Below are 21,539 nucleotides of genomic sequence, written 5' to 3'. Positions count from 1 at the left end.
TCGAGAGCCGTCTGTTCGGGAGCAGGTTTCTTCAACATGACCCAGTGAATCACAAAACCCCTGGACCAGCCAGGGGTTTGTCAGCAGTCTGAGGGGCGCCAGTGGCGCCCTCGATCATGTCTCAGTTGGACATTCGTCCCGGCTCAGGCCCCCGGGTTGCGCGCCTTGGCAGTCGCCGCCAGTGCCTTCATGGTCGCAACATCACGGTCGTAGACGTCGCCGAAATATTCAACCTTGCCGTCCTTGTTCGGCCAGGCGGTGAAATAGGCGATATAGACCGGGATATCCGCCGTCACCGCCGTCGGCACATTGCGGCCGCTGGCGATGCGGGCATCCACGTCCTTCTCACTGATGCTGAGAAGCGCTGCCGCCATCTTGCGCGGTTCGGCCAGACGCACGCAGCCGTGGCTGAGCGCACGCATGTCACGCTTGAAGAAGCTCTTGGCCGGCGTGTCGTGCATGTAGATGGCATGCGCGTTCGGGAACAGGATCTTCAGGTCGCCCAGCGCATTGTCGCTGGAGGGCGGCTGACGCACGGAAATATTGCGGGTGGAACCGTACCAGTCGACGCTGCTCGAGGAAACGGTGCGACCGTTGACGGCAACCTCGTAACCCTGACGGTCAAGATAGCTCGGGTCGTTGCGCAGCTTCGGCACCATCTCATTGACGATGATCGACTGCGGCACGCCCCAGGACGGATTGAACTCGACGGTCTTGATCTTGTCCTGGAAAAAGAAGGTCTGGTGCCTCTTCGAACCGATCACGGTGCGCATGGAGAACTGCTCCACGCCATTCTCGTGATAGGTAACGCGGAAGGACGGCTGGTTGATCATCACATGGCGATCACCAAGATCCGACGGCAGCCAGCGCAGCTGTTCCATGGCGACGATCAGCTTTTCGACCTTGTCTTCATTGCTGTCACCGACAAGGGCGCGAACGGTACCACGGCCGACAACACCGTCGGAGCTCAGGCCGGCTTCCTTCTGAAAATCCTTCACGAAGGCGACCAGTTCCGGCGTGTATTCCGGCGTCTGCTGGTAAGCGGCAATCGTTTCGGCCTGACGGGTCTTGAACGCGTCGGATGCCTTCTTCTGGATGGCCGCGAACACGTTCGCCATCTCCGGGCTGCTCATGCCAGGCTTCAGCAGCAGATCGTCCGGCAGCTTGATCGCGTCGGCATCTTCCGAGGCGGCACGCAGATGCGCGAGTTCCGCCTTCATAGCCTTGAACTCGGGATTGGCCGGAGCCAGACCGTCGAAATAGGCAACGGCATCGGGCGCAGTCTTTGCGGCATCGAGAACGGCGGCCAGATCAACAGGCTTGCGCTTGAAATCGTGGAATTCGGAAATGCGGTTCGGGTCGAGACGGCCGCGCACCATGTCCTGCGCAAACAGCATGGCCTTGGCGGACAGCGCCACGTCGAACTGCATCAGTTCCTTGGCGCGTTCGTCATCGATCACGACGACGGCGGGAGCCGGCTCGGTAACGGCAGGCTGGGCCGCAGGAGCAGTCTCTGCGGCAACTGGCGGCGCAACCGCAGCGTCGGCAGCCGGTGCTTCCGCAGTCGCGGCCGGAGCGGCTTCGCTGGTCGCAGCAGCCGGAGCGTCCGGCGTTGCAGCCACCGCGGGCTGCGCATCTGCGGCAGGTGCCGGCTCCGCCGTCGCGGCAGTGGCAGCTTCGGAGGTACCGGCCGGAGCGGTTTCGGCGGTCGTTGCGACAGGCGCAGTGTCCGTGGGCGCGGTTTCCGTGGGCGCAGCGGCAGCCGCGTCGGTGTTTGCTGCTGGAGCACTCGGAGCCGTTTCGGCCGTCGCAGCCGGTGCTGCCTCGGTGCCGGTGGCGGGTGCTGCGGTTTCGGCTGCCGTTGCAGCCGGAGGTGTCACGGGTGTTTCGGCCGTGTTCGTCGTCGAATAGGTCTTTACTGCATCCGTAGCATGCGCGGTCGTTTCCGTCGGCGCTTCCGGGGCAACGCTGGCTGTCGTCAGCAGCGGCTCGTCGACGGCATAATCAGCCGGATCGAGACCGTAATCGGCAGCATTCTTCATGGCGGCCAGAACGGCACGCGCCTTTTCGGTCAGGTCGCCGTTCTCGATCCAGAGCGGCGCAGCACTCTTTGCGTAATAGGCTTCCACGGCAGACGCGACATCAGCCGGAACCGATACACGGGCATCGACGAGGAACCGGGTCTGGTCAGTGGCGGATGCCGCGGCAAAACCGGCGGTCTTCACCGCGCGCATCGCGTCGGCGCGATAGGTAAAGTATTTCGGCGGCGCGACCTTCGGCAGCGGTTCCGGATCGCGGATGGCGCGCTCGGACGGAATTTCGACGACCACGCCCGGCGGTGCCCTTCTGACATCCTCGCGCGAACGGCCCTTGAGCATGTCCATCAGCGTGTAGGCCTGAGCATCGACCGGCAACATGGCCCCGCCCAGCATCGAAATCCCCGACAGCAGTGCGAGCGTGGTGGTGGTCTTCCGCAAATTCAGCAAGGTATTCCCCGTTCTAGCTCCACGGTCATCGCGATTCTCTTGATGACCGTCCTCGAATATATGCGGGCACGTCTCTAGCCGAACATGCGCGCCATGAAAAGAAAACGAAAACGTGAGCATGTCCCGTCATCGGGCAGCGCCGTCGCCAATTCATTTCCAGAACCTTAAGAAAACATTCGTTAAATTTTTACTGACACGCCCAACCGTCCCCAGATCCGAGAATTTCCCGCAAAAGCTCTATTCATCAGATCGTGGCAATAATGGCACGAACACCTGCAAGAACAGGGTAAAACACCGAAATCTTGCGGTCTTCAACAGCCCTCTTCCGCTTGCAGTCGCTCGACAATGGTATAGAAATGCGCCGCCGGCTTCAGGCTTATTTCACATTCATTTTACAAGCCGGCATGTTCAGCCCGCAGTCGCGGGCGATGGGAGACACAGGCATATGACGACGAACCGCACCGAAACCGACACATTTGGCCCGATCGAAGTTCAGAACGACCGTTATTGGGGCGCGCAGGCCCAGCGTTCGCTCGGCAATTTCAAGATCGGCTGGGAAAAGCAGCCTCTGGCCGTCGTTCGTGCGCTCGGCATCGTCAAGCAGGCCGCCGCACGCGCCAACATGGAACTCTCCGGCCTCGACGCCACCGTCGGCAAGGCCATCGTTGATGCCGCCCAGGAAGTCATCGATGGCAAGCTCGACGATCATTTTCCGCTCGTCGTCTGGCAGACCGGTTCCGGCACGCAGTCGAACATGAATGCCAATGAAGTGATCTCCAACCGCGCGATCGAAGTACTTGGCGGCGTCATGGGCTCCAAGAAGCCGGTGCACCCGAACGACCACGTCAACATGAGCCAGTCGTCGAACGACACCTATCCGACGGCCATGCACATTGCCTGCGTCGAGCAGATCCATCACCACCTGCTGCCGTCGCTGAAGCATCTGCATCAGGCGCTGGAAGCCAAGGTCAAGGCATTTGCCCATATCATCAAGATCGGCCGCACACACACGCAGGATGCAACGCCGCTGACGCTCGGCCAGGAATTTTCCGGTTATGCCGCGCAGGTGGCCTCCGCGATTGCCAATATCGAACTGACGATCCCTGCCCTTTCCAAGCTCGCACAGGGCGGCACCGCCGTCGGCACCGGCCTCAACGCCCCGGTCGGCTTTGCCGAAAAGGTCGCTGACGAAATCTCGAAAATCACCGGCCTGCCCTTCGTCACCGCGCCGAACAAGTTCGAGGCGCTCGCCTCGCATGACTCGATGGTCTTCTCCCACGGCGCCATCAACGCTGCCGCTGCCGCCCTCTTCAAGATCGCCAACGACATCCGCTTCCTCGGCTCCGGCCCGCGCGCCGGCCTTGGCGAGCTGTCGCTGCCGGAAAACGAGCCGGGCTCGTCGATCATGCCGGGCAAGGTCAACCCGACTCAGTCGGAAGCCCTCACCCAGGTCTGCGCCCACATTTTTGGCAACCACGCTGCCCTCACCTTCGCCGGCAGCCAGGGCCATTTCGAGCTCAATGTCTACAATCCGATGATGGCCTATAACTTCCTGCAGTCGGTTCAGCTGCTCGGCGATGCCGCAGTCTCCTTCACCGACAATTGCGTGGTCGGCATCGAAGCCCGCGAAGACAACATCCGCAAGGGCGTTGAAAACTCGCTGATGCTGGTAACCGCACTCAATTCCAAGCTCGGTTACGACGCCTGCGCCAAGATCGCCAAGACGGCACACAAGAACGGCACGACACTGCGCGAAGAAGCGGTCGGCGGCGGCTACCTCACCAACGAGGAATTCGACCAGTACGTTCGTCCGGAAAACATGATCGGCCCGAAGTAAGGTCGCCTAATACCGCATTCACAGCGAATACGAGAAAATTGGCGCCGGATCGTGGACTACCACGGCCCGGCGCAACCATTTCGAGAAAAACCTTTTCTGGTATAATCGAAAAACAACCCCAGGAAAAACCTTGGACACCCTGAAATTCAAGGCTTGCAGCAACACCTAGAATCCAAGCATTACCGCCCGGAAACCATATTTTTAATCTTTTCCCAAGAATTTGACCGTAATCATAGGTTTAAATTTGGGTGGGACCAACGGGAGTAGCCGATGAACACGGCGACAGCGCAAAAAGCGCATGCTTCTGATTTAGCTGGGCAGATCGTTTATGCATTGAGGTCCATGGGCGTTGCGCCCATTCCTCGCAATTACCAGCTCTTCTATGAGGCTTATATCGGCAGCAACGCACAGCTGTCGCGCGATCTTGTCGCGCTTGGCAGTCGGGCGACACAGGAAGAACTCGATCATCTGGCCGACGAATATCTCGGCCGGCCGCAGGCAGCGGTGATCGAACGCGCTCATACGCGTCTTGCCATCGAACTCGAAGGCATTCTGCGCCTGATCCAGCAGGAGCAGAACTCGCTCGAAAGCTATAACCGGCTGCTCGGCGAAACTGCGTCTCGTATCAATACGAAAACCAATTTTTCTGCGGAACTCCTGTCGAATGCGATCGAGCTTTTGAGCTCCGCCACCGGCGACACCATGGCGCATGGCGAAAAGACGGTCGAAAACGTCACGCAGCGCTCGCAGGAAATGGACGACGTCCGCAAGGAACTCGACGAATACAAGCGCATCGCCAACACGGATTCGCTGACGCGGCTTTCCAACCGCCGTGCCTTCGACGAAAAGCTGGCATCGCTGTTCGATGATCCGATGGCGCTCGGCGTCACCGCGCTTGTGCTGCTCGACATCGATCATTTCAAGCGCATCAACGACACCTATGGACACCCGGTCGGCGACAAGATCCTCGCCACCGTCGCGTCGGTCATTCGCAGCAATGTCCGCAAGGATGTCTTTGTCGCCCGCACCGGCGGCGAAGAGTTTGCCATGGTCATCCAGGGCAATACGCCTGAAGAAGTTCTGGGCGTGTGCGAACGCGTGCGCCACGCCCTCGAAAGCCGGCCGTTCCGCAATTCCCGAACCGGCGTCGATTATGGCCCGGTGACCATTTCACTCGGGTTTTCCATGGCCGCGCAGGCGGAAGATCCCGGCCAGCTTTACGAACAGTCGGACGTGGCGCTCTATCTCGCCAAGGGCAACGGTCGCAACCGCACCCAGATGTTCGAAGAGGGCATGCGCAAGGATTACGTCGGCAAGGGCTGGCTGATCTACAGGAAGTGATCAGCCGACCTCTGCAGCCGGCCCTTTATTCGCATCACCACATCGTGCCGGCAGCAATACTCCACACGACTCACCTTGGCATCATCCACTGATCCAATTCAAATACCAGCAACACAAAAAACTTACCGCTTGCCACCACTCAAAATATACATAAAAATAAATACGCAACCCAAAGAGGAATCAGATAGACGATACAAGAGATCGTAGCCACAGGAACCGTAAGATGCCCGTTTTGGAAATATTAGGCGCATTTGGAAGCATCGCCAGCTTAGTAGGCTTGGGAAGAGATGTATACATAAGCAACAACGAACAAAACGATAAATCAAATAAATATCTAACATTATACATTGCATTTACTGAGCTTACTTCCGCATGGAAGAAAGTTCACCACACCTATCACAGCAACATGAAAGATTTTGAAGTTATTCGCCGGATGCTATTCGCGGAGAACGGTTGTCCCCGCAGGCCAGATGAAATTGCACCCGCAAAATTGCGTCAGATTTTTCGCGAGCAACCGAACATTTCTCGCTCCCTGCCCTCATTTGAACGAGACATAGATCACCACCTTGTTTTAATCAACAACAACATTGACTTAAAATCAAATCAATCTGAAATCATTAAATCATTAAACGGAATAAATAAAAATGTAATAAAAATATTATCAGACATTAGATATTACGAAGATAAATTCTTCATAAGAAACAAATCCGCGTGCGAATACATAAACAAAATCCACCCACTACTTCGACAGGAGACTTGGTCACCACCGACAGCAGTTAAGATAATTCAAGGTTTTGAGATATTTTTTGAAGACCAACAAGACTGCATTATGCAGGCCGACCTCATACTATTAAGAACCATTGATGTGTTCGACGCAATCTCACCGAGAGGTCACGATGCTTGAAACACTATTCAGAGACAGATCGAGCAAGGCAAAGAAAAAGCATAGCGAGCTCTGCGAAATTATTGCTCGAAAAGAATCAGATGAAAAAATCGATGATTTTTTTTCAACGCAGGTCTTAGAGCTCCTGAAAATGTACGAACTTGCATTGGAAAGCGCAACGGAATGGGAAGACTACATTACCATGCTCCGCTCAGCAGGAGTTTGGACTTTTTTTCTTGCGTCGAGAAATATACGGTTCGAATTTAATGCACCTGAATTCAGGTATTATGTTGAAGATAAATTTCTCGATTGCGACGCAAAAATAATAGAGATGTACGATCTGACAAACCCTAAACAACCTACCCTGAGAGAAAATTTCCGTCGCGGCCTCATGATAGAACGCATTGCAGTCAGAAATTCAAAAGATAAAACAACAATAATAACAGTAAAAAGGCGTTACAAAAATAAAAAATACGGTAAATATATTGAAAAATCAAAAAAATATGCAATTCACGATGAATTTAATCTAACAAACGAAGGAGACATATTAGTCGCCTATGAGTTTCGGCCAATGAGTAAGAACAAAAGATTTATTTTTGGCGAAGTAAAAAATCGCTTTTGAATGACAAGGGCATGCTAAAAATCAATCACAACTACCACATCGTGGCGGCAGCCCTTGCCGCCCACTCCCTGTCATAGGTTTCCTTGTCGAAATCGGCCTTCGCTGCCTTCAGCAGCCCGCCGGGTGTCGGCAGAGTTTTGGGATCGACGAACCGTTCAGGGTTCCACAGTTCCGATCGCATCAAGGCCCGCGCACATTGGAAATAGACCTCGTCGATGGTTACAACCGTGACGGTGCGCGGATGTTTTCCATCCATGACGAAACTTTCGAGCAGCGATGCTTCCGCCGACACCACGGCACGGCCATTGATGCGCATTGTCGTGTTCGAACCCGGGATCAGGAACATCAGCGCCACGCGCGGGTCACGAACGATGTTTTCCAGCGAGTCGATGCGGTTATTGCCGCGCCAGTCAGGCAGCGTCAGCGTCCGCTCGTCCTCGACGCGCACCACGCCCCCGAGATCGCCGCGCGGCGAACAGTCCATGCCCTCCGGCCCGACGGTTGCCAGTGCCACGAAGGGCGACGCCTCGATCATCTGGCGGTACTCCGCCGTCAGACAGGTTGTGACCTTGGTCATCGAAGCCTCGCTGCTCTCGCCGTAGATTTTTCGCAGGCCCTCGATGGAGGTGATGATGCCGTCGCTGCCGATATCGCTCATGTTGCTGCCTCTTTTGCTGCGGCCTTTTCCGCCGCCTTGCGTTCACGCTCACGGCCGGTCTTGGCTGCGATGATATCGGCGGGCTGGGCATTGCCCTTGATCAGCGAACGACCGGCATAGATGCCGCCGACCTGCTCCATGGCAAAACGCTCACGGTCGATTTCCCGGAACTCTTCCACCACGCGGGCGACCAGTTCGTCCTCCTCGCCCAGAACCTGCATGACCTCGCCGGAAAAATCGAGGGCCGACTCGTAGGTCTCGCGGATCTGGTAATCCACACCGGCCTTCAGAAGGTCGATCGCGTGACCTCGGTCATAGGCACGCGCCAGAACCGGTACCAGCGGGTATTCCTCCTTGACGATCTCGGCGATCTTCACCGCCGCTTCCCTGTCATCGATGCAGATGAGGATCGCCTTGGCCGTCGCCGCTCCCGCCGCATGCAGGATTTCCGGCCGTGAACCATCGCCGTAATAGACCTTGAAACCGAAATCGCCGGCATCGCGCACGAATTCCGCATCCTTGTCGATCATGGAAAGCGTATATCCCCGAGCCAGAAGCGGCTGGCTGACGATCTGGCCAAACCGGCCGAAACCGATGATCAGCACGGTGTTCTCGATGTTTTCCGGCTCGGCCAGCCCGCTCGTATCCACCGTCGGCTTCGGCGCCAGACGCACATAGATGGCAACCACCAGCGGCGTTACCGCCATGGAAATGACGATGGTCGCCGTCAGCACCGCATTGGTATCGGCATCGAGAATGCCGACGGATGCGGCGGCGGCGTAAAGCACGAAGGCAAATTCGCCGCCTTGCGCCATCAGGATTGCGCGCCCCAGGCTCTCCGCATGCGGCGCCTTCAGAAGTCGTGCCACCCCGTAAATGACCACGCCCTTGACGATCATGTAGGCCACGACGGCGATCAGCACATGCTGCCAGTTGGCAAAGATGACCGCGAGATCGACCGCCATGCCGACACCCAGGAAAAACAGGCCGAGCAGGATGCCACGAAACGGTTCGATATCGGCTTCCAGCTGGTGCCGGAACGAGGATTCCGACAGAAGCACGCCGGCGAGAAACGCGCCCATGGCCATGGACAGCCCGGCAAAATCCATCAGCAGCGCCGATCCGAGCACGACCAGCAATGCCGCTGCCGTCATCACCTCGCGCGCGCCGGATTGGGCAAGCAGGCGGAAGAACGGGTTGAGCAGGTAACGACCGGCAATCACCAGCGCCGCAAGTGCTGCAAAACCGATGCCCAGCGATTGCAGCCGCTCGACAAACGTCACCGTCTCGCCCTGTGGCGCCAGCAGCGTGACGATTGCGAGCAGCGGCACGATGGCCAGATCCTCGAACAGCAGGATGGCGACGATATGCTGGCCCTTTGGCGTGTGCAGGTGATTGCGCTCCTGCAGCATCTGCATGACGATCGCCGTCGAGGTCAAAACGAAACCGGTGCCGGCAACAAAGGCGACCGGTGCCGATTGCCCGAAGGCCAGCCCCACCGCCATCAGCGCCGCGATACAGCCAAGCACCTGCAACGCGCCAAGGCCAAAAATGTCCTTGCGCATATTCCACAGGCGCGACGGCTGCATTTCGAGACCGATGATGAACAGGAACATCACCACGCCAAGTTCGGCGATATGCAGGATGGCCTGCGGATCGGAGACCAGCTTCAGCCCGAACGGGCCGATCGCCAGACCGGCCGCCAGGTAACCAAGCACGGAGCCCAGGCCCAGCCGCTTGAACAGCGGCGCTGCAATAACGCCCGCCCCCAGAAGTGCCACGACCTGGACCAGTTCGCCCGCATTCGATTCTGCCGCCACTCGATTACCCCTCGTCTTACGTTTCGTCTGTTATCGCGTTCTCGTGACAGGATCACGGCTCAGCCCCTTGGCCGCCAGTTCCGCCTCGTATTCGCCGAATTTTTCCGAGCCTTCGAGCCCGAGTTCACGCAGGTATCGCCAGGTGAAGATGCCGCTGTCATGGCCATCGTCGAAAGCAATGCGCACCGCATAATTGCCGGTCGCCACGACGTTGCGGATGCCAACCTGCCGTTTGCCCGGAACCGTCACCTTCTGGCCCGGCCCATGCCCCTGCACCTCCGCCGAGGGCGAGAGCACGCGCAGCATCTCGGCCGGCAGGGCAAAGCGCGCACCATCGTCGAAAACAACGGTCAGCGTGCGCTTGTCCTGCGATACTTTCAGCTCGGTTGGCCAACTATCTGTGATCGGGTCGCTCATGTCTGCTCTTCCAATTTGCCTCATCCACGATTATGGACTTCGGCAATTCGCCGCAAGTCCGTTGACGGCAGCAATATGATCCGATGCAACAGACCCTGTGCACGCTTGACGTCGCTCAAGACAATCACCAGATTCGGCGTGCAGGAGTAAATGACGTGAATTCTATCGTGCCCCCACCGCATGCCGCCACTCCGGCCGGCAGCATCGCTCCGATGATCGACAAGTTCGGTCGTGCGGTCACCTATCTGCGCGTCTCCGTTACCGACCGCTGCGATTTCCGCTGCACCTATTGCATGGCGGAAAACATGACCTTTCTGCCGAAAAAGGATCTGCTGTCGCTGGAGGAGCTCGACCGGCTCTGTTCCGCCTTCGTGGCCAAGGGTGTACGAAAACTGCGGCTGACCGGCGGCGAACCGCTGGTGCGCAAGAACATCATGCATCTTGTGCGTTCCATCGGCCGCCATATCGAAACCGGCCATCTCGACGAACTGACGCTCACCACCAACGGCTCGCAGCTTTCCCGCTTCGCGCAGGAGCTTTATGACGCCGGCGTGCGCCGCATCAATGTCTCGCTCGATACGCTCGATCCGCAGAAATTCAAGGAAATCACCCGCTGGGGCGATTTTGCCAAGGTCATGGAAGGCATCGATGCCGCCCAGAAAGCCGGACTGAAGATCAAGCTCAACGCCGTGGCCCTGAAGGGTTTCAACGAGGACGAGATCCCCGAGATGATGCGTTTCGCGCATGGCCGCGGCATGGATTTGACCGTCATCGAAACCATGCCGATGGGCGAGATCGAGGAAGACCGCACCGACCGCTACCTGCCGCTTTCGGTGCTGCGGGAAAATCTCGAAAAGCAGTTCACCTTCAAGGAAATCCCGTTCAAGACCGGCGGCCCTGCCCGTTACGTCGAGGTTGCGGAAACCGGCGGCCGCATGGGCTTCATCACGCCGATGACCCACAATTTCTGCGAGGGCTGCAATCGCGTCCGCCTCACCTGCACCGGCACGCTTTACATGTGCCTCGGCCAGAACGACGCAGCCGATCTTCGCGAAGTCTTGCGCGAAAGCAATGACCCGGCGCTTCTGGCCGCAGCCATTGATGAAGCGATCGCCCGCAAGCCAAAAGGCCATGATTTCATCATCGACCGCAATAACCGGCCGGCGGTATCGCGGCACATGAGCGTGACGGGCGGGTGAGTTGATGGACTTGCTTCGGTAATTTCGCTAGTCTCACAACGGTTGCAACCGACTGGACGCCGATGCGCACATCACTCGACATCGAAGACGAACTCAGCGAGCGTCTCGGGCGCCTTGCGGAAAACCGTAAGCGTCCGGCTGATGTCATGATCGGCGATGCCATCCGGCAATATATCGAGCGCGAAGAAGCGCGCGAAAGTTTTGTGCAGGAGGCGGAGGCCTCCTGGACGGATTACCAGGAAAACGGACTTCACCTGACCGGCAAAGAGGTTCAGGACTGGCTGCAAAGCTGGGGCACGGACCAGAAAAAGGGTCCGCCGGAGTGCCACAAGTAATTGTTACGCGCGGCGCGCTTCTTGGCATGGAGCGATGCCGGCAATTTCTTGTGAAAGCGGGAGCCCCCTCGTCCGTTCGGGCCATAAAAACCATTGCCCATCATTTTAGCATGCTGGAGCAATCGCCGGAAATTGGACGCCCCGCCTCGGGCACTGAAAGCCTGCGGGAATTGCTGATCCCATTCGGTCACAGCGGATATGTCGCTCTCTACCGTTTTCATCCGGCAGAAGACATCATCTATATTCTGGCTTTTCGCCATCAGCGCGAAGCTGGCTACTGAAGCGCAAGAGTTTCAAGCCTGATGCGCAGCCCTCCCTCCAAATGCAAGCCGCGAGAGGCACGTACTAGGCCCATGAAAATTGCCTCGAAAACCCTTACACGGATTTCCGAGGCAACACATTATCGATTAGAGGCAATCAGCTGGCCTTACGCCACCTCGCGCCCCCAGCCCGGCCGGCGATCGTAATCGCCAAGCTCCACCTGCATCTGCGGGTCGCGCGTCTTGAAATGCTCGATCTTCTCGCCGAGCAGCTCGACGCGACGACGCAGACCATGGATCTCGGCGTTGTTTTCCTCGACCATGGCGGCGTTGCGCTGGGTGATCAGTTCCACCTCCTGCACCGCATGCGTCACTTCGCGGATGCCGGTCGACTGTTCGCCGGTGGCCGACGAAATGTCGGAGACGAGTTTGCGCACCTCGCCCACATGCGTGATGATCGAAGACAGCGCCTGCCCGGTTTCCTCGACCAGATGCACGCCGCTCTTCACCTGCGTTGCGCTTGCCGAGATGAGGTCCTTGATCTCGCGCGCAGCGCCGGCACAGCGCTGCGCCAGTTCACGCACTTCCTGTGCGACCACGGCAAAACCTCGACCCGCCTCGCCCGCACGCGCGGCTTCCACACCGGCATTCAGGGCCAGAAGGTTGGTCTGGAAGGCGATCTCGTCGATGACGCCGATGATCGTGGCGATCTTGGCAGACGACTTGCTGATCTCGCCCATGGCGCCGACCGCACGCTGCACCACCTCGCCTGAACGCACCGCGAACTCTTCCGTCTCGCTGACGGAAACGGATGTCCGTTTGGCGTTTTCGGCCGTGGAGACGACGATATCGCTGAGGTGGCGCAGGGCACGCGAACTCTGTTCGAGCGCCGCCGCCTGCTGTTCGGTGCGGCGCGCCAGATCGTCGGCGGAGCTTGCCAGATTGCCGGTGCCGCCTTCGATTTCATCTGCCGTGCTGCGCACATCCGCCAGCGTCACGCGCAGTGTCTCGACCGCCTGGTTATAGGTGCGGGCCATCTCGACAAAATCCTCGGCGAGATCTTCGGCCATGCCCTCTTCCAGATCGCCCTCGGCCAGCCTGCCGAGAACATGCGAGAGCGCATCCAGCGCACGGCGCTGTTCGGCCGCCACGCGCGCACGTTCCGCACCGCGTTTCTGCGATTCCTCGGCCGAAAGCTCGCGAGCCGAGGCCGCTTCCTGCTCCAGCCGCACGTTTTCGACGGCGGCATCGCGGAACACTGTGACGGAGCGCACCATGTCGCCGATTTCGTCGCCGCGTTCACGACCTTCGATCGACACGTCGAGATCGCCGTCAGCCAGACGCTTCATCACTTCAGTGACGCGACGCAGCGGCCCACGCAGGGTTTCGACCAGCATCAGGCCACCCGCAATCGCCAGCACGGTGCCGATCACCATGGCGACGACCGAAAGTGTTGCCGAGCGTTCGCTGTCCTGTTTGCCGGTTTCCTGCGCCTGCGCCACAAATGCCTTCAGACCAGCCATGCCGCCTGAAAGCGTGGCAACGGCGGCCGCCTTCTGCTTCTGCCAGTCGGCGGCGATGTCCATCAGCTTGACCGAGGACTTGTCGAGCGCCGTCAGCTGTGCATCCGTCTTCACGCCGAATTCGGCCAGCGTCATGTTGCTGCCCGCCAGTTCGGAAACACGGGCGCTTGCCTTGCGCAGGCCAACCATCTTGCCGAGCAGGGCCATGCGCGCATCGTCAGCCGAGGTCAGGCGCAAGCGCTCGACCATCAGCTGCAGCTCGTCGATCCGCCGCAGCGAATCTTCTGTCTGCGTCAGCAGTTCGCGCTGCGCGACCACATCGGCCTCCAGTCCGACAAACCGTTCGGCAGCGGTTACCGCCTTGCTGGTCGCCTGATTGGCAAGCTCGCCCTGAATGCGCATGAAGGCGCTGGTGGCGATGCGTGCCGCCTGCCCCTTTTCGGCAATCGACGCATCGCTTGTCAGCGCCTTGTCGAGATTGGTCGAGGCTTCGCGCACAGGCGTGAACGCCTTTTGCGCACGTTCCGGCACAAGGCTGATCACCTTGTCGAATTCGCCGTTCAACGTGCCGAGATAGAGTTTTGCGGTGTTGACCGCCGCATCGTCGCTTTCGGCGCGGCGCATGGCGTCACGAAGCTCACCGATACGGCCGGCAATCGCGTTATAGGCATAGGCTTCCAGCAGCAGGCCCTTGGCAAATTTTTCCTTGCCGTCCATCTGCTTGCGCAGCGTGCCCACCTGCGCCTGCACGCCGGTTCCGAGCGCGCGCACCTTGGACATGCCGAGATCCATTTCGCGGCCGTTCTGGTCGCGGCGGCCTTTGACGGCCCAGAGCGCATCCACATGCGCGCGCATGGCCGGCGCCAGACCGATCACCGGCGCGATCCGCTCGCGGTCACCATCGGAGACCAGCAAGCCCTGCAGCGCGTCGACACCCTTTTCCTGGGTATCGATATCCGCTTTCAACGCAGCCAGCGTCTTGTCATTTGGGCTATTGGAAAAATCCTGCAGGCTTGTCTGCAGGCGTTCGAAGTCGCCGATATTCTCGATTGTCGCGCGGGTCACGGTCATATGGCCGTTCAGCGTCGTCGAGGTGTAATAGCCCGCAAGGCCGACGCCGGCGATCAAAAGCACCAGCGGCACCACGAACAGAAGAACTTTGGTAACGATCCTGCGGCTTTGCAAAAGCCGGTCGATGAAAGACATGCGGTTCCCCCCGCAAATGGGCACGCGTGCCAACCTCCCATCGGTGACACGTGGCCATCATTCCCGCCTCATGCGAGATTCACTCACACTCTGAAAATTGAATTGAACAAGCGTTAACGATGCACGGAAAAGCTTCATTTTGCGGCGGCAGATGGTCGCGATTATCAGATAACGTCCGCAAACGTTTTCATTTCCGCAAAACCGCTTTAATGAGGGCCACGTCCTCATGCCATCGGTCCAGCTCCGATTCCCGTTTTTCGGGCGATGAAGCGTGATGCGTCCGGGGGAGAGACAAGCATGACAGGCACGGCAAATTCCAAAGGCGCGCTCTTCATGGTGCTCGCCATGGCGGTCTTCATCTGCAACGATGCCCTCGTCAAAACCGCATCGTCCCAGGCCACTGTCGCGCAGATCATGTTCGTGCGCGGTGCCATGACCATGGTTCTGGTTTTCCTGATCGCCCGCCATTTCCGCGCGCTGCCGACGCGCCGCATGCTCACCGACAAGCTCATGCTGCTGCGGGTCTTTTTCGAGATCGGCGCGACGCTCACCTACCTCACCGCGCTCAGCCGTATTCCCTTCGCCAACGCCTCGTCCATTCTCCAGTCGCTGCCGCTTGCCGTCACGCTCGGCGCCGCCCTTTTCCTCGGTGAAAAAGTCGGCTGGCGTCGCTGGGCCGCCATCGGCGTCGGTTTTCTCGGCGTGTTGATCATTCTGAAGCCGGGCCCGGCAGGTTTCGTGCCCGACGCGCTGTTTGCCGTTACCGCCGTGTTCTTCACCGCCGGTCGCGATCTCGTCACCAAACGTGTCGACCCCACCATACCGTCGATTTCGGTCAGCCTGTTCACCACAACAGCCGTCACCGTCCTCGGCGCCCTCCTGATCGTGCCGATGGGCGGCTGGCAGCCGCTCGATTCCAGCACATACGGCCTGCTGGCCCTGGCGTCGATCGCAGTATTAGCCGGCTATCAAACAATCATCATGGCGATGCGCACCGGCGAAATATCCTTCGTCGCCCCGTTCCGTTATACCAGCCTTGTCTGGGCACTGGCCTTCGGCATCCTGTTCTTTGGTGAAATCCCGGACAACTGGATGATATTGGGCGTTTCGCTTGTGATCGGTTCCGGACTTTACACCTTCTATCGCGAAAGCCGCCGGAGACAGGTGACCGTCGGCGAGACCGATCCGGCTCCGCCGGCCTGATGAGAAAAGCCATGCCCGCTGCAAAACCCCGTTTTGAAACCACAACCGGCCTCATCCTTGCCGGCGGCCGCTCCAGCCGCATGGGGCAGGAAAAGACGGTCATGACACTGTTCGGCCGGCCGATGATCACCCATGTGGCGGAACGTCTTGGACCGCAGGTGAAAAAACTTGCCGTCAATGCCCTTCCCGGCTTTGCCGAACACGGAAACCTGCCCGTAGTGCCCGATACGCTCGCCGACCATCAGGGCCCGCTTGCCGGCATCCTTGCAGGCTTGCGCCATTTCTCCACGCAGGCAAACCATACCCATATGGCAAGCGCCGCCGGCGACGGGCCGTTTCTGCCGCGCGATCTCGTTGCCCGTCTGACGGCCGCCTGTCCGGATGGCGAAACGATCGCCATTGCCGCGTCCGAAGGGCACATGCATCCGGTTTATGCGCTCTGGCCACTCTCCGTCGTCGACGATCTGGAAATCTGGCTGAAAGAACCGGGAAACCGGCGCGTCAAAGCCTTTTTCGCCCGACATAACCACGTCACGGTCGCGTTCGAGCCGGAAGAAACGGCTTCCGGCCCGCGCGATCCGTTTTTCAACGTCAATACGCCCGAGGATTTTGCCCGGGCGCAACACTATCTGGAGCAGTGATGACCCAGCGCATTTTTGGTATTTCCGGCTGGAAAAATTCCGGCAAGACGGGCCTGGCCGTCCGCCTCGTCGCCGAGTTCACCCGCCGTGGTTACCGTATCTCGACGATCAAGCATGCCCATCATGATTTCGATATCGACAAGGTCGGCGCCGACAGCTTTCGCCATCGCGAGGCGGGCGCGCACGAAGTGACCATCGTTTCCGGCACACGTTTTGCCATCATGCATGAATTGCGTGGTGAACCGGAACCGAGTTTTGAAGACATTCTTGCCCGCATCGCGCCCTGCGATCTCGTGCTGATCGAAGGGTACAAACGCGAACCGGTGCCGAAGATCGAAGCCCGCCGGCTCGAATCGGCCAATCGCGAACCGCTTGCTCCCAGCGATCCGCATATCGTCGCCATCGCCGCCGATCATGCCGTGGAAGGCAGCACAATTCCGGTCTTCGATCTCGACGATACCAACGGCATCGCCGATTTCATCGCGGAAAAGGTCGGCCTGCCGCCGAAAGCGTAAACGACGGCCGGCCGTCAGTTGGTCAGTCGGCTGTTCTGCTTGCCAATGTCTGCGGCGATCGCGGCAAAGGCCGTTACCAGGGCATCGGTGGAATTCGACTCGTAATAATTGCCCGGAGCCGAAGCGCAGAACTGCAACAGGCTCTTGCCATTGTCCGGCGCCATGAAGGCAACGGTATAGATCTTGATGCCCGCCCCTTTGGCCGCCACGCACTTGTCGCGGACGTTCTTGTCGATCGTGGGGTTCCAGAGATTGCTGTTACCGGTCATTTCGCCATCCGTCATCAGCACGATCACGCGGTCGGCGTTGGCGTTGTTCTTCTTTCTCTGCTCCACGCTTTCCGTGTCGGTGCCATACGTGTTGGCCTTGATATTGTTGGTGGCAGTATCAACGGCCGTGGTTGCATCCGTACCACCGACAGGTGCGATCATGTCGGTCACGAATTTGCGTGCCCTCGTCGTGCCCCAGTCCATTGCCGATTGCCCGATCAAAAAGCTCGAATAGGACATGGCGCCGGTGCGCACCAGCTTGGCATTCGGATCGAGCTTGTCCAGACCATCGAACAGTGCCGCAGCCGCTTCTTTCAGCGCGTCATTCTTGGTCGTGTACCTCAAGCAGATATTGAAGATCTGCAGTACGCATTTGGTGGTATTTTCCAGCATGGAGCCCGACTGGTCGAGCAGCACTTCCATCGAAATGCCGCGCGGACCGCCGTATCCGCTCGTTGTCGTGCTCGCCGCCGAAACAGTCACGGCACTGCTGAAGAGCAGCCGCGTCAGCGGTGTCATGCTCACCGGCATCCGGGAACTGACAGCAACGACGAAAGTCTTGCCAGTGGAGCCGTTGGCGGTCGTGGTCACCGTAACAGTCGTGCCCGCCTTGAGCGTGGCGACCGAGGTGGCATCCATGCTCGTTGAAAAACGACCGGCCACAAATGTCTTGCCGTATTCCGAGCCGTTGGTGCTGTCGAGCGTCTTGTCCGCCAGCCGCGACGACACCGCCAGCGCGGCCGCATCCGTCGCATCCTGCAGCTGGCTTTTCGACAGGACCATGTTGGTCGCATCGATCGCCATACCGGCCGACCCTAAGAGAACCGGCAGGATCAATGCCGTCATCATGCTGAAATTGCCGTCCTGACGGAAAACGAAATCGCGAAGTTTCTGTCGCAGAGAAAGCATGCCGGCACCGCTCGAATTCATGGGAACGGCGTCACTATTTCAGCAATCACTTAATTAGTGATAACTTCATCAATTAGAAATGAACGATATATGAATTTTTGCGGCACGACACCACCACGACGGGCAACCGAAAAAGTCGGCAATTCCCGCAGGTTCGCAACGGCATGCAGACGCGAAAATCAGCAATGATTATTGCAGGATAATGCCGGATCGCATGCAACCAGCTTCCCAGTTCAAGCGTATATGCTAAGCAGAATGCCTGCTCGAAAGGTTGCCCGGTGAATTCAGATATCGCATCGCTCTCTCGCGAAGAGCTTCAGGACGAGGTCGCCCGCCTCAGGGCATCACAATCGCGAGTGGGAGCGGAGACGGACACAGCAACGGCGGCAGCGCTCGAATCGTCGGAAAGCCGCCGCCGCGCCCTGTTCGAAGCGATCGATGACGGTTTCTGCATCATCGAATTCATCGACGGTCCGCATGGGCCCTTGAGCGACTATGTCCACATCGAATCCAATTCCGGTTATGAGCGCCAGACCGGCATTGCCGATATCGTCGGCAAGCGTCTGCGCGAGATCGAGCCGGACAATGCCGATGTCTGGCTGAAAGTGTATGGCGGCGTGCTGGAAACGGGCCAGGTCGTGCGGTTCGAGCAGGAATTCGTCGCCATCGGCCGTTTTATCGAAGTGTCGGCCACCCGTGTGGAACCGGCCAGCCTGCGGCAGGTCTCCGTCCTGTTCCGCGACATCACCGAACGCAAGCATGCCGAGGAAGCCCTGCGGGCAAGCGAGGCACGTGCCCGTGATGCCGTGCAGCGCGTGCAGTTGGCGCTGGAAGCCGGCGCCATCATCGGCACATGGTTCTGGGATGTGCCGAACAACCGGTTCACCGTCGACGAGGCTTTTGCCACCGCCTTCGGTATCGATCCGTCGCTCGGCCGTGTGGGGTTGAGCCTGCAACAGGTTGTCGAAACGGTTCATCCCGACGATCAGGCCGGTCTTGCCGCCGCCATGCGCGAGGCACTGGCGCGCGGCGGCGCCTATGCCCATCAATACCGCACCCGTCGCCGCGACGGCAAATATTACTGGCTAGAAGCCAATGGCCGCGTCGACCTTTCGCCTGAAGGCAAGCCGCTGAATTTTCCGGGCGTGCTGCTCGACATCGAAAACCGTCGCGCCGTCGAGGCAGAACGCGACCGCGCGCTGGCCGCGCTGCGAACCCTCAACGACACGCTGGAACAGCGTGTCGAAGAACGCACGACCGCGCTTCTGGCCGCGGAGGAAGCGTTGCGGCAGGCGCAGAAGATGGAAGCCGTCGGCCAGCTCACCGGCGGGCTTGCGCATGACTTCAACAACATTCTCGCCGGCATCAGCGGCAGCCTGGAACTGATGAAGACGCGCCTCGCGCAGGGCCGCATCGGCGATATCGACCGTTACCTCACCGGCGCCCAGTCCGCCGTCAAACGTGCAGCGGCACTGACCCAGCGTCTCCTTGCCTTCTCCCGCCGCCAGACGCTCGATCCAAAACCCTCAGACGTCAACCGCGTGGTTGCCGGCATGCAGGATCTGATCGCCCGCAGCGTCGGCCCCGGCATCGCCATCGAAACCGTTGCCGCCGGCGGCTTATGGACGTCTTTCGTCGATGCCGGCCAGCTGGAAAACGCGCTTCTCAACCTTTGCATCAACGCCCGCGACGCCATGCCGGAAGGCGGCAAGCTGACCATCGAGACCGGCAATCGCTGGCTGGACGAGCGCGCCGCCGCACAACGTGGCCTGCCGCCCGGCCAGTATATCTCGCTCTGTGTCAGCGATACCGGCACCGGCATGCCGGCCGATATCGTCGAGCGCGCCTTCGATCCCTTCTTCACCACCAAACCGATCGGCCAGGGCACCGGGCTCGGCCTTTCCATGGTCTATGGTTTTGCCGGCCAGTCGGGCGGTGCCGCGCGCATCTATTCCGAACTCGGCAAGGGCACGATGATCTGCATTTACCTGCCGCGTCATGCGGTCGAAGGCGACTACGAGGACATGGCGGTGGAGGATGCACCGGTGCCCGTCGCCAGCGGTCAGAACCTCATCCTCGTGGTCGATGACGAACCGCTGGTGCGCATGGTCGCAGTAGAGATCCTGCAGGATCTCGGTTATTCCGTGCTGGAGGCGGAAGATGGCCCGTCTGCACTGAAGATCCTCAACACCCGCCCGGATATCGACCTTCTCATCACCGATGTCGGCATGCCGAACGGCATGAACGGCCGCCAGCTGGCGGATGCCGCCCGCATCGAGCGACCGGAACTCAACGTGCTTTTCGTCACCGGTTACGCCGAAAATGCCGTCCTCAACCACGGCCATCTCGATCGCGGCATGCAGGTCATGACCAAACCCTTCGTGGCCGATGCACTCGGCCGACGGGTGAAGGAACTGATCGGCGGCGAGTGATACGTGCCGATCAATGATCAAATCGATGGAAGCGCGCGGCAGATGTCCTGGTTGATCTCCAGATCGGCCATCAGCATTTTTGCGCTGTTGCTATAGATCGCCTTGATGGTTGCTCCGGCCTCGATCACCGGCGCCAGCCCACCATAGCAGAAAACGGAGCTGATCCGGTCCACGATAACGGGCGGCAGACTGCTCGCCTCGGAGGCCACGTCGTATTCATAGCGCAGCATATCGCCATGAGATCCGACATAGACAAGAACGGTTGCCTCATCGACCCGCTGCGGCGTTTTCACCTGACTGGCGAGCTTTTCCAACATATCGGGCAGCGGGCGCACATCAAGCCCGCCCCTGATCATGCTGGCGGTATAGCCAGGATTTCTGGCACCTTCCTGCGCGCTAATTTTCGAGACGATGCCCAGGGATATTTTCTGAACCTGGGCGTTGACGCCATAAACGACCAGTCCCGACAATACGCAACCAACGCCGCCCAGCCAGAGCCATTTCCGGCCCGCCTGTCGAGCCTCACGGCTGGCGGTATAGAACAGCGCGAGGTTGACGAAAGGTATGTAACCGAACCACCAGCGCCCGGCAGTGCCATAGGCATTGTTGGAGCGCCCGGCCAGCACCGGCCCGAACGCATAACCGATGAGGATGAAAAGCACGACCTCGCCGATGATCAGGGCGGGAAGCAATTGGCTGGCCGCCGCCTCCGGCGCATAAACCCAGATCAGCGACGCGAACGCCGACAGCGGCAAAAGAACCGCCAGCCAACATAGATAGGCCAGTCTGCTGACAGATGGAAACGAGGAGCGCGTCAGATAATAGGCAAGCGACCCCAGCACCAGCGCAAGAATGGTGACACCCTTCAGCAACCAGGGATCGAGATTCATATAGGCGAAAGCCAGTCTTTCCATCGCACGCCCTCGCCCGCAAACCATTCAACAGGCTGCACAAAATCAGACTGACGCGTGCAAGGCAATCGG

At 59.2% G+C, this 21,539-nt stretch carries 18 protein-coding genes; 11 read left to right on the top strand and 7 right to left on the bottom strand.

What is annotated here, in order from left to right; genetic code table 11:
- Window positions 1-143 precede the first annotated feature (143 nt).
- A complete protein-coding gene (locus J2T09_RS14255; protein WP_306835628.1) occupies window positions 144-2,486 on the bottom strand; it encodes a L,D-transpeptidase family protein in 2,343 nt (780 codons plus the stop codon).
- A 445-nt stretch (window positions 2,487-2,931) separates the two neighbouring features.
- On the opposite strand from J2T09_RS14255, the gene fumC reads away from it, so the two are divergent.
- The 4 genes from fumC to rpsQ all read left to right on the top strand — a co-directional run bounded on the left by fumC (window position 2,932) and on the right by rpsQ (window position 7,169).
- The gene (fumC, locus tag J2T09_RS14250; protein ID WP_306835626.1) at window positions 2,932-4,323 is read left to right on the top strand and encodes a class II fumarate hydratase; all 1,392 of its coding nucleotides are present in this window, start codon (window positions 2,932-2,934) and stop codon (window positions 4,321-4,323) included.
- Between the two features lie 270 nt (window positions 4,324-4,593).
- Window positions 4,594-5,664: a GGDEF domain-containing protein gene (locus tag J2T09_RS14245; RefSeq protein WP_306835624.1), complete on the top strand. Its 1,071-nt coding sequence runs from the start codon at window positions 4,594-4,596 to the stop codon at window positions 5,662-5,664.
- Between the two features lie 223 nt (window positions 5,665-5,887).
- Window positions 5,888-6,568 carry a hypothetical protein gene (locus J2T09_RS14240; protein ID WP_306835623.1) on the top strand — a complete coding sequence of 227 codons (681 nt, stop codon included), beginning with the start codon at window positions 5,888-5,890 and terminating at the stop codon, window positions 6,566-6,568.
- Window positions 6,561-7,169 carry a 30S ribosomal protein S17 gene (gene rpsQ, locus J2T09_RS14235; RefSeq protein ID WP_306835622.1) on the top strand — a complete coding sequence of 203 codons (609 nt, stop codon included), beginning with the start codon at window positions 6,561-6,563 and terminating at the stop codon, window positions 7,167-7,169. Before J2T09_RS14240 ends, rpsQ begins: the two co-directional genes overlap by 8 nt.
- A 31-nt stretch (window positions 7,170-7,200) precedes the next feature.
- Here rpsQ and J2T09_RS14230 read toward each other — a convergent pair whose 3' ends face one another.
- Genes J2T09_RS14230 through J2T09_RS14220 form a run of 3 tightly spaced genes read right to left on the bottom strand, consistent with a single transcriptional unit; the run spans window position 7,201 to window position 10,052 of the window.
- Window positions 7,201-7,827: a pyridoxamine 5'-phosphate oxidase family protein gene (locus J2T09_RS14230; protein ID WP_306835621.1), complete on the bottom strand. Its 627-nt coding sequence runs from the start codon at window positions 7,825-7,827 to the stop codon at window positions 7,201-7,203.
- The gene (locus J2T09_RS14225) at window positions 7,824-9,647 is read right to left on the bottom strand and encodes a monovalent cation:proton antiporter-2 (CPA2) family protein (protein ID WP_306835620.1); all 1,824 of its coding nucleotides are present in this window, start codon (window positions 9,645-9,647) and stop codon (window positions 7,824-7,826) included. The genes J2T09_RS14230 and J2T09_RS14225 overlap by 4 nt, the downstream gene beginning before the upstream one ends.
- Window positions 9,648-9,677: 30 nt before the next feature.
- Window positions 9,678-10,052 carry a DUF971 domain-containing protein gene (locus J2T09_RS14220; RefSeq protein ID WP_306835654.1) on the bottom strand — a complete coding sequence of 125 codons (375 nt, stop codon included), beginning with the start codon at window positions 10,050-10,052 and terminating at the stop codon, window positions 9,678-9,680.
- A 224-nt stretch (window positions 10,053-10,276) separates the two neighbouring features.
- Between J2T09_RS14220 and moaA the strand changes: the two genes are divergently transcribed.
- From moaA to J2T09_RS14205, 3 genes are all read left to right on the top strand, one after another.
- Window positions 10,277-11,263 carry a GTP 3',8-cyclase MoaA gene (gene moaA / locus J2T09_RS14215; protein WP_306835652.1) on the top strand — a complete coding sequence of 329 codons (987 nt, stop codon included), beginning with the start codon at window positions 10,277-10,279 and terminating at the stop codon, window positions 11,261-11,263.
- 62 nt (window positions 11,264-11,325) lie between these two features.
- On the top strand, window positions 11,326-11,598 hold the full coding sequence (locus J2T09_RS14210; protein WP_306835619.1) for a CopG family ribbon-helix-helix protein: 273 nt from the start codon (window positions 11,326-11,328) through the stop codon (window positions 11,596-11,598).
- Between the two features lie 26 nt (window positions 11,599-11,624).
- Entirely contained in the window at window positions 11,625-11,879 is a 255-nt protein-coding gene (locus J2T09_RS14205) for a type II toxin-antitoxin system RelE/ParE family toxin (RefSeq protein WP_306835618.1), read from the top strand.
- Between the two features lie 146 nt (window positions 11,880-12,025).
- Here the strand turns inward: J2T09_RS14205 and J2T09_RS14200 are convergent, their stop codons facing one another.
- On the bottom strand, window positions 12,026-14,587 hold the full coding sequence (locus J2T09_RS14200) for a methyl-accepting chemotaxis protein (RefSeq protein WP_306835617.1): 2,562 nt from the start codon (window positions 14,585-14,587) through the stop codon (window positions 12,026-12,028).
- 297 nt (window positions 14,588-14,884) lie between these two features.
- Between J2T09_RS14200 and J2T09_RS14195 the strand changes: the two genes are divergently transcribed.
- The 3 genes from J2T09_RS14195 to mobB are packed head-to-tail and all read left to right on the top strand — an operon-like array spanning window position 14,885 to window position 16,946.
- Window positions 14,885-15,790: a DMT family transporter gene (locus J2T09_RS14195; RefSeq protein WP_306835616.1), complete on the top strand. Its 906-nt coding sequence runs from the start codon at window positions 14,885-14,887 to the stop codon at window positions 15,788-15,790.
- Window positions 15,791-15,801: 11 nt separating this feature from the next.
- On the top strand, window positions 15,802-16,431 hold the full coding sequence (mobA, locus tag J2T09_RS14190) for a molybdenum cofactor guanylyltransferase MobA (RefSeq protein WP_306835615.1): 630 nt from the start codon (window positions 15,802-15,804) through the stop codon (window positions 16,429-16,431).
- Complete coding sequence (mobB, locus tag J2T09_RS14185) at window positions 16,431-16,946, top strand: molybdopterin-guanine dinucleotide biosynthesis protein B (protein ID WP_373458458.1); 516 nt, start codon at window positions 16,431-16,433, stop codon at window positions 16,944-16,946. Before mobA ends, mobB begins: the two co-directional genes overlap by 1 nt.
- A 14-nt stretch (window positions 16,947-16,960) precedes the next feature.
- Here the strand turns inward: mobB and J2T09_RS14180 are convergent, their stop codons facing one another.
- Window positions 16,961-18,145 carry a vWA domain-containing protein gene (locus J2T09_RS14180; RefSeq protein WP_306835613.1) on the bottom strand — a complete coding sequence of 395 codons (1,185 nt, stop codon included), beginning with the start codon at window positions 18,143-18,145 and terminating at the stop codon, window positions 16,961-16,963.
- A 257-nt stretch (window positions 18,146-18,402) separates the two neighbouring features.
- Between J2T09_RS14180 and J2T09_RS14175 the strand changes: the two genes are divergently transcribed.
- On the top strand, window positions 18,403-20,556 hold the full coding sequence (locus tag J2T09_RS14175) for a hybrid sensor histidine kinase/response regulator (protein ID WP_306835612.1): 2,154 nt from the start codon (window positions 18,403-18,405) through the stop codon (window positions 20,554-20,556).
- A gap of 17 nt (window positions 20,557-20,573) precedes the next feature.
- Here J2T09_RS14175 and J2T09_RS14170 read toward each other — a convergent pair whose 3' ends face one another.
- Window positions 20,574-21,470: a hypothetical protein gene (locus J2T09_RS14170; RefSeq protein WP_306835611.1), complete on the bottom strand. Its 897-nt coding sequence runs from the start codon at window positions 21,468-21,470 to the stop codon at window positions 20,574-20,576.
- Window positions 21,471-21,539 lie beyond the last annotated feature (69 nt).

Origin of the sequence: Neorhizobium huautlense (assembly GCF_030811685.1) — a bacterium.
Taxonomy (GTDB): domain Bacteria; phylum Pseudomonadota; class Alphaproteobacteria; order Rhizobiales; family Rhizobiaceae; genus Neorhizobium; species Neorhizobium huautlense_A.
Note: the sequence above shows the minus strand (reverse complement) of the source record. Positions and strands in the feature narration are given on the sequence as shown.

What these genes read in the sequence shown, in the direction of transcription:
- mobB (WP_373458458.1), top strand. Translation starts at nt 16,431, where the DNA reads ATGACCCAGCGCATTTTTGGTATTTCCGGCTGGAAAAATTCCGGCAAG.
- J2T09_RS14180 (WP_306835613.1), bottom strand. Translation starts at nt 18,145, where the DNA reads ATGAATTCGAGCGGTGCCGGCATGCTTTCTCTGCGACAGAAACTTCGC.
- rpsQ (WP_306835622.1), top strand. Translation starts at nt 6,561, where the DNA reads ATGCTTGAAACACTATTCAGAGACAGATCGAGCAAGGCAAAGAAAAAG.
- J2T09_RS14200 (WP_306835617.1), bottom strand. Translation starts at nt 14,587, where the DNA reads ATGTCTTTCATCGACCGGCTTTTGCAAAGCCGCAGGATCGTTACCAAA.
- J2T09_RS14170 (WP_306835611.1), bottom strand. Translation starts at nt 21,470, where the DNA reads ATGGAAAGACTGGCTTTCGCCTATATGAATCTCGATCCCTGGTTGCTG.
- moaA (WP_306835652.1), top strand. Translation starts at nt 10,277, where the DNA reads ATGATCGACAAGTTCGGTCGTGCGGTCACCTATCTGCGCGTCTCCGTT.
- J2T09_RS14230 (WP_306835621.1), bottom strand. Translation starts at nt 7,827, where the DNA reads ATGAGCGATATCGGCAGCGACGGCATCATCACCTCCATCGAGGGCCTG.
- J2T09_RS14245 (WP_306835624.1), top strand. Translation starts at nt 4,594, where the DNA reads ATGAACACGGCGACAGCGCAAAAAGCGCATGCTTCTGATTTAGCTGGG.
- J2T09_RS14205 (WP_306835618.1), top strand. Translation starts at nt 11,625, where the DNA reads ATGGAGCGATGCCGGCAATTTCTTGTGAAAGCGGGAGCCCCCTCGTCC.
- mobA (WP_306835615.1), top strand. Translation starts at nt 15,802, where the DNA reads ATGCCCGCTGCAAAACCCCGTTTTGAAACCACAACCGGCCTCATCCTT.
- fumC (WP_306835626.1), top strand. Translation starts at nt 2,932, where the DNA reads ATGACGACGAACCGCACCGAAACCGACACATTTGGCCCGATCGAAGTT.
- J2T09_RS14195 (WP_306835616.1), top strand. Translation starts at nt 14,885, where the DNA reads ATGACAGGCACGGCAAATTCCAAAGGCGCGCTCTTCATGGTGCTCGCC.
- J2T09_RS14240 (WP_306835623.1), top strand. Translation starts at nt 5,888, where the DNA reads ATGCCCGTTTTGGAAATATTAGGCGCATTTGGAAGCATCGCCAGCTTA.
- J2T09_RS14210 (WP_306835619.1), top strand. Translation starts at nt 11,326, where the DNA reads ATGCGCACATCACTCGACATCGAAGACGAACTCAGCGAGCGTCTCGGG.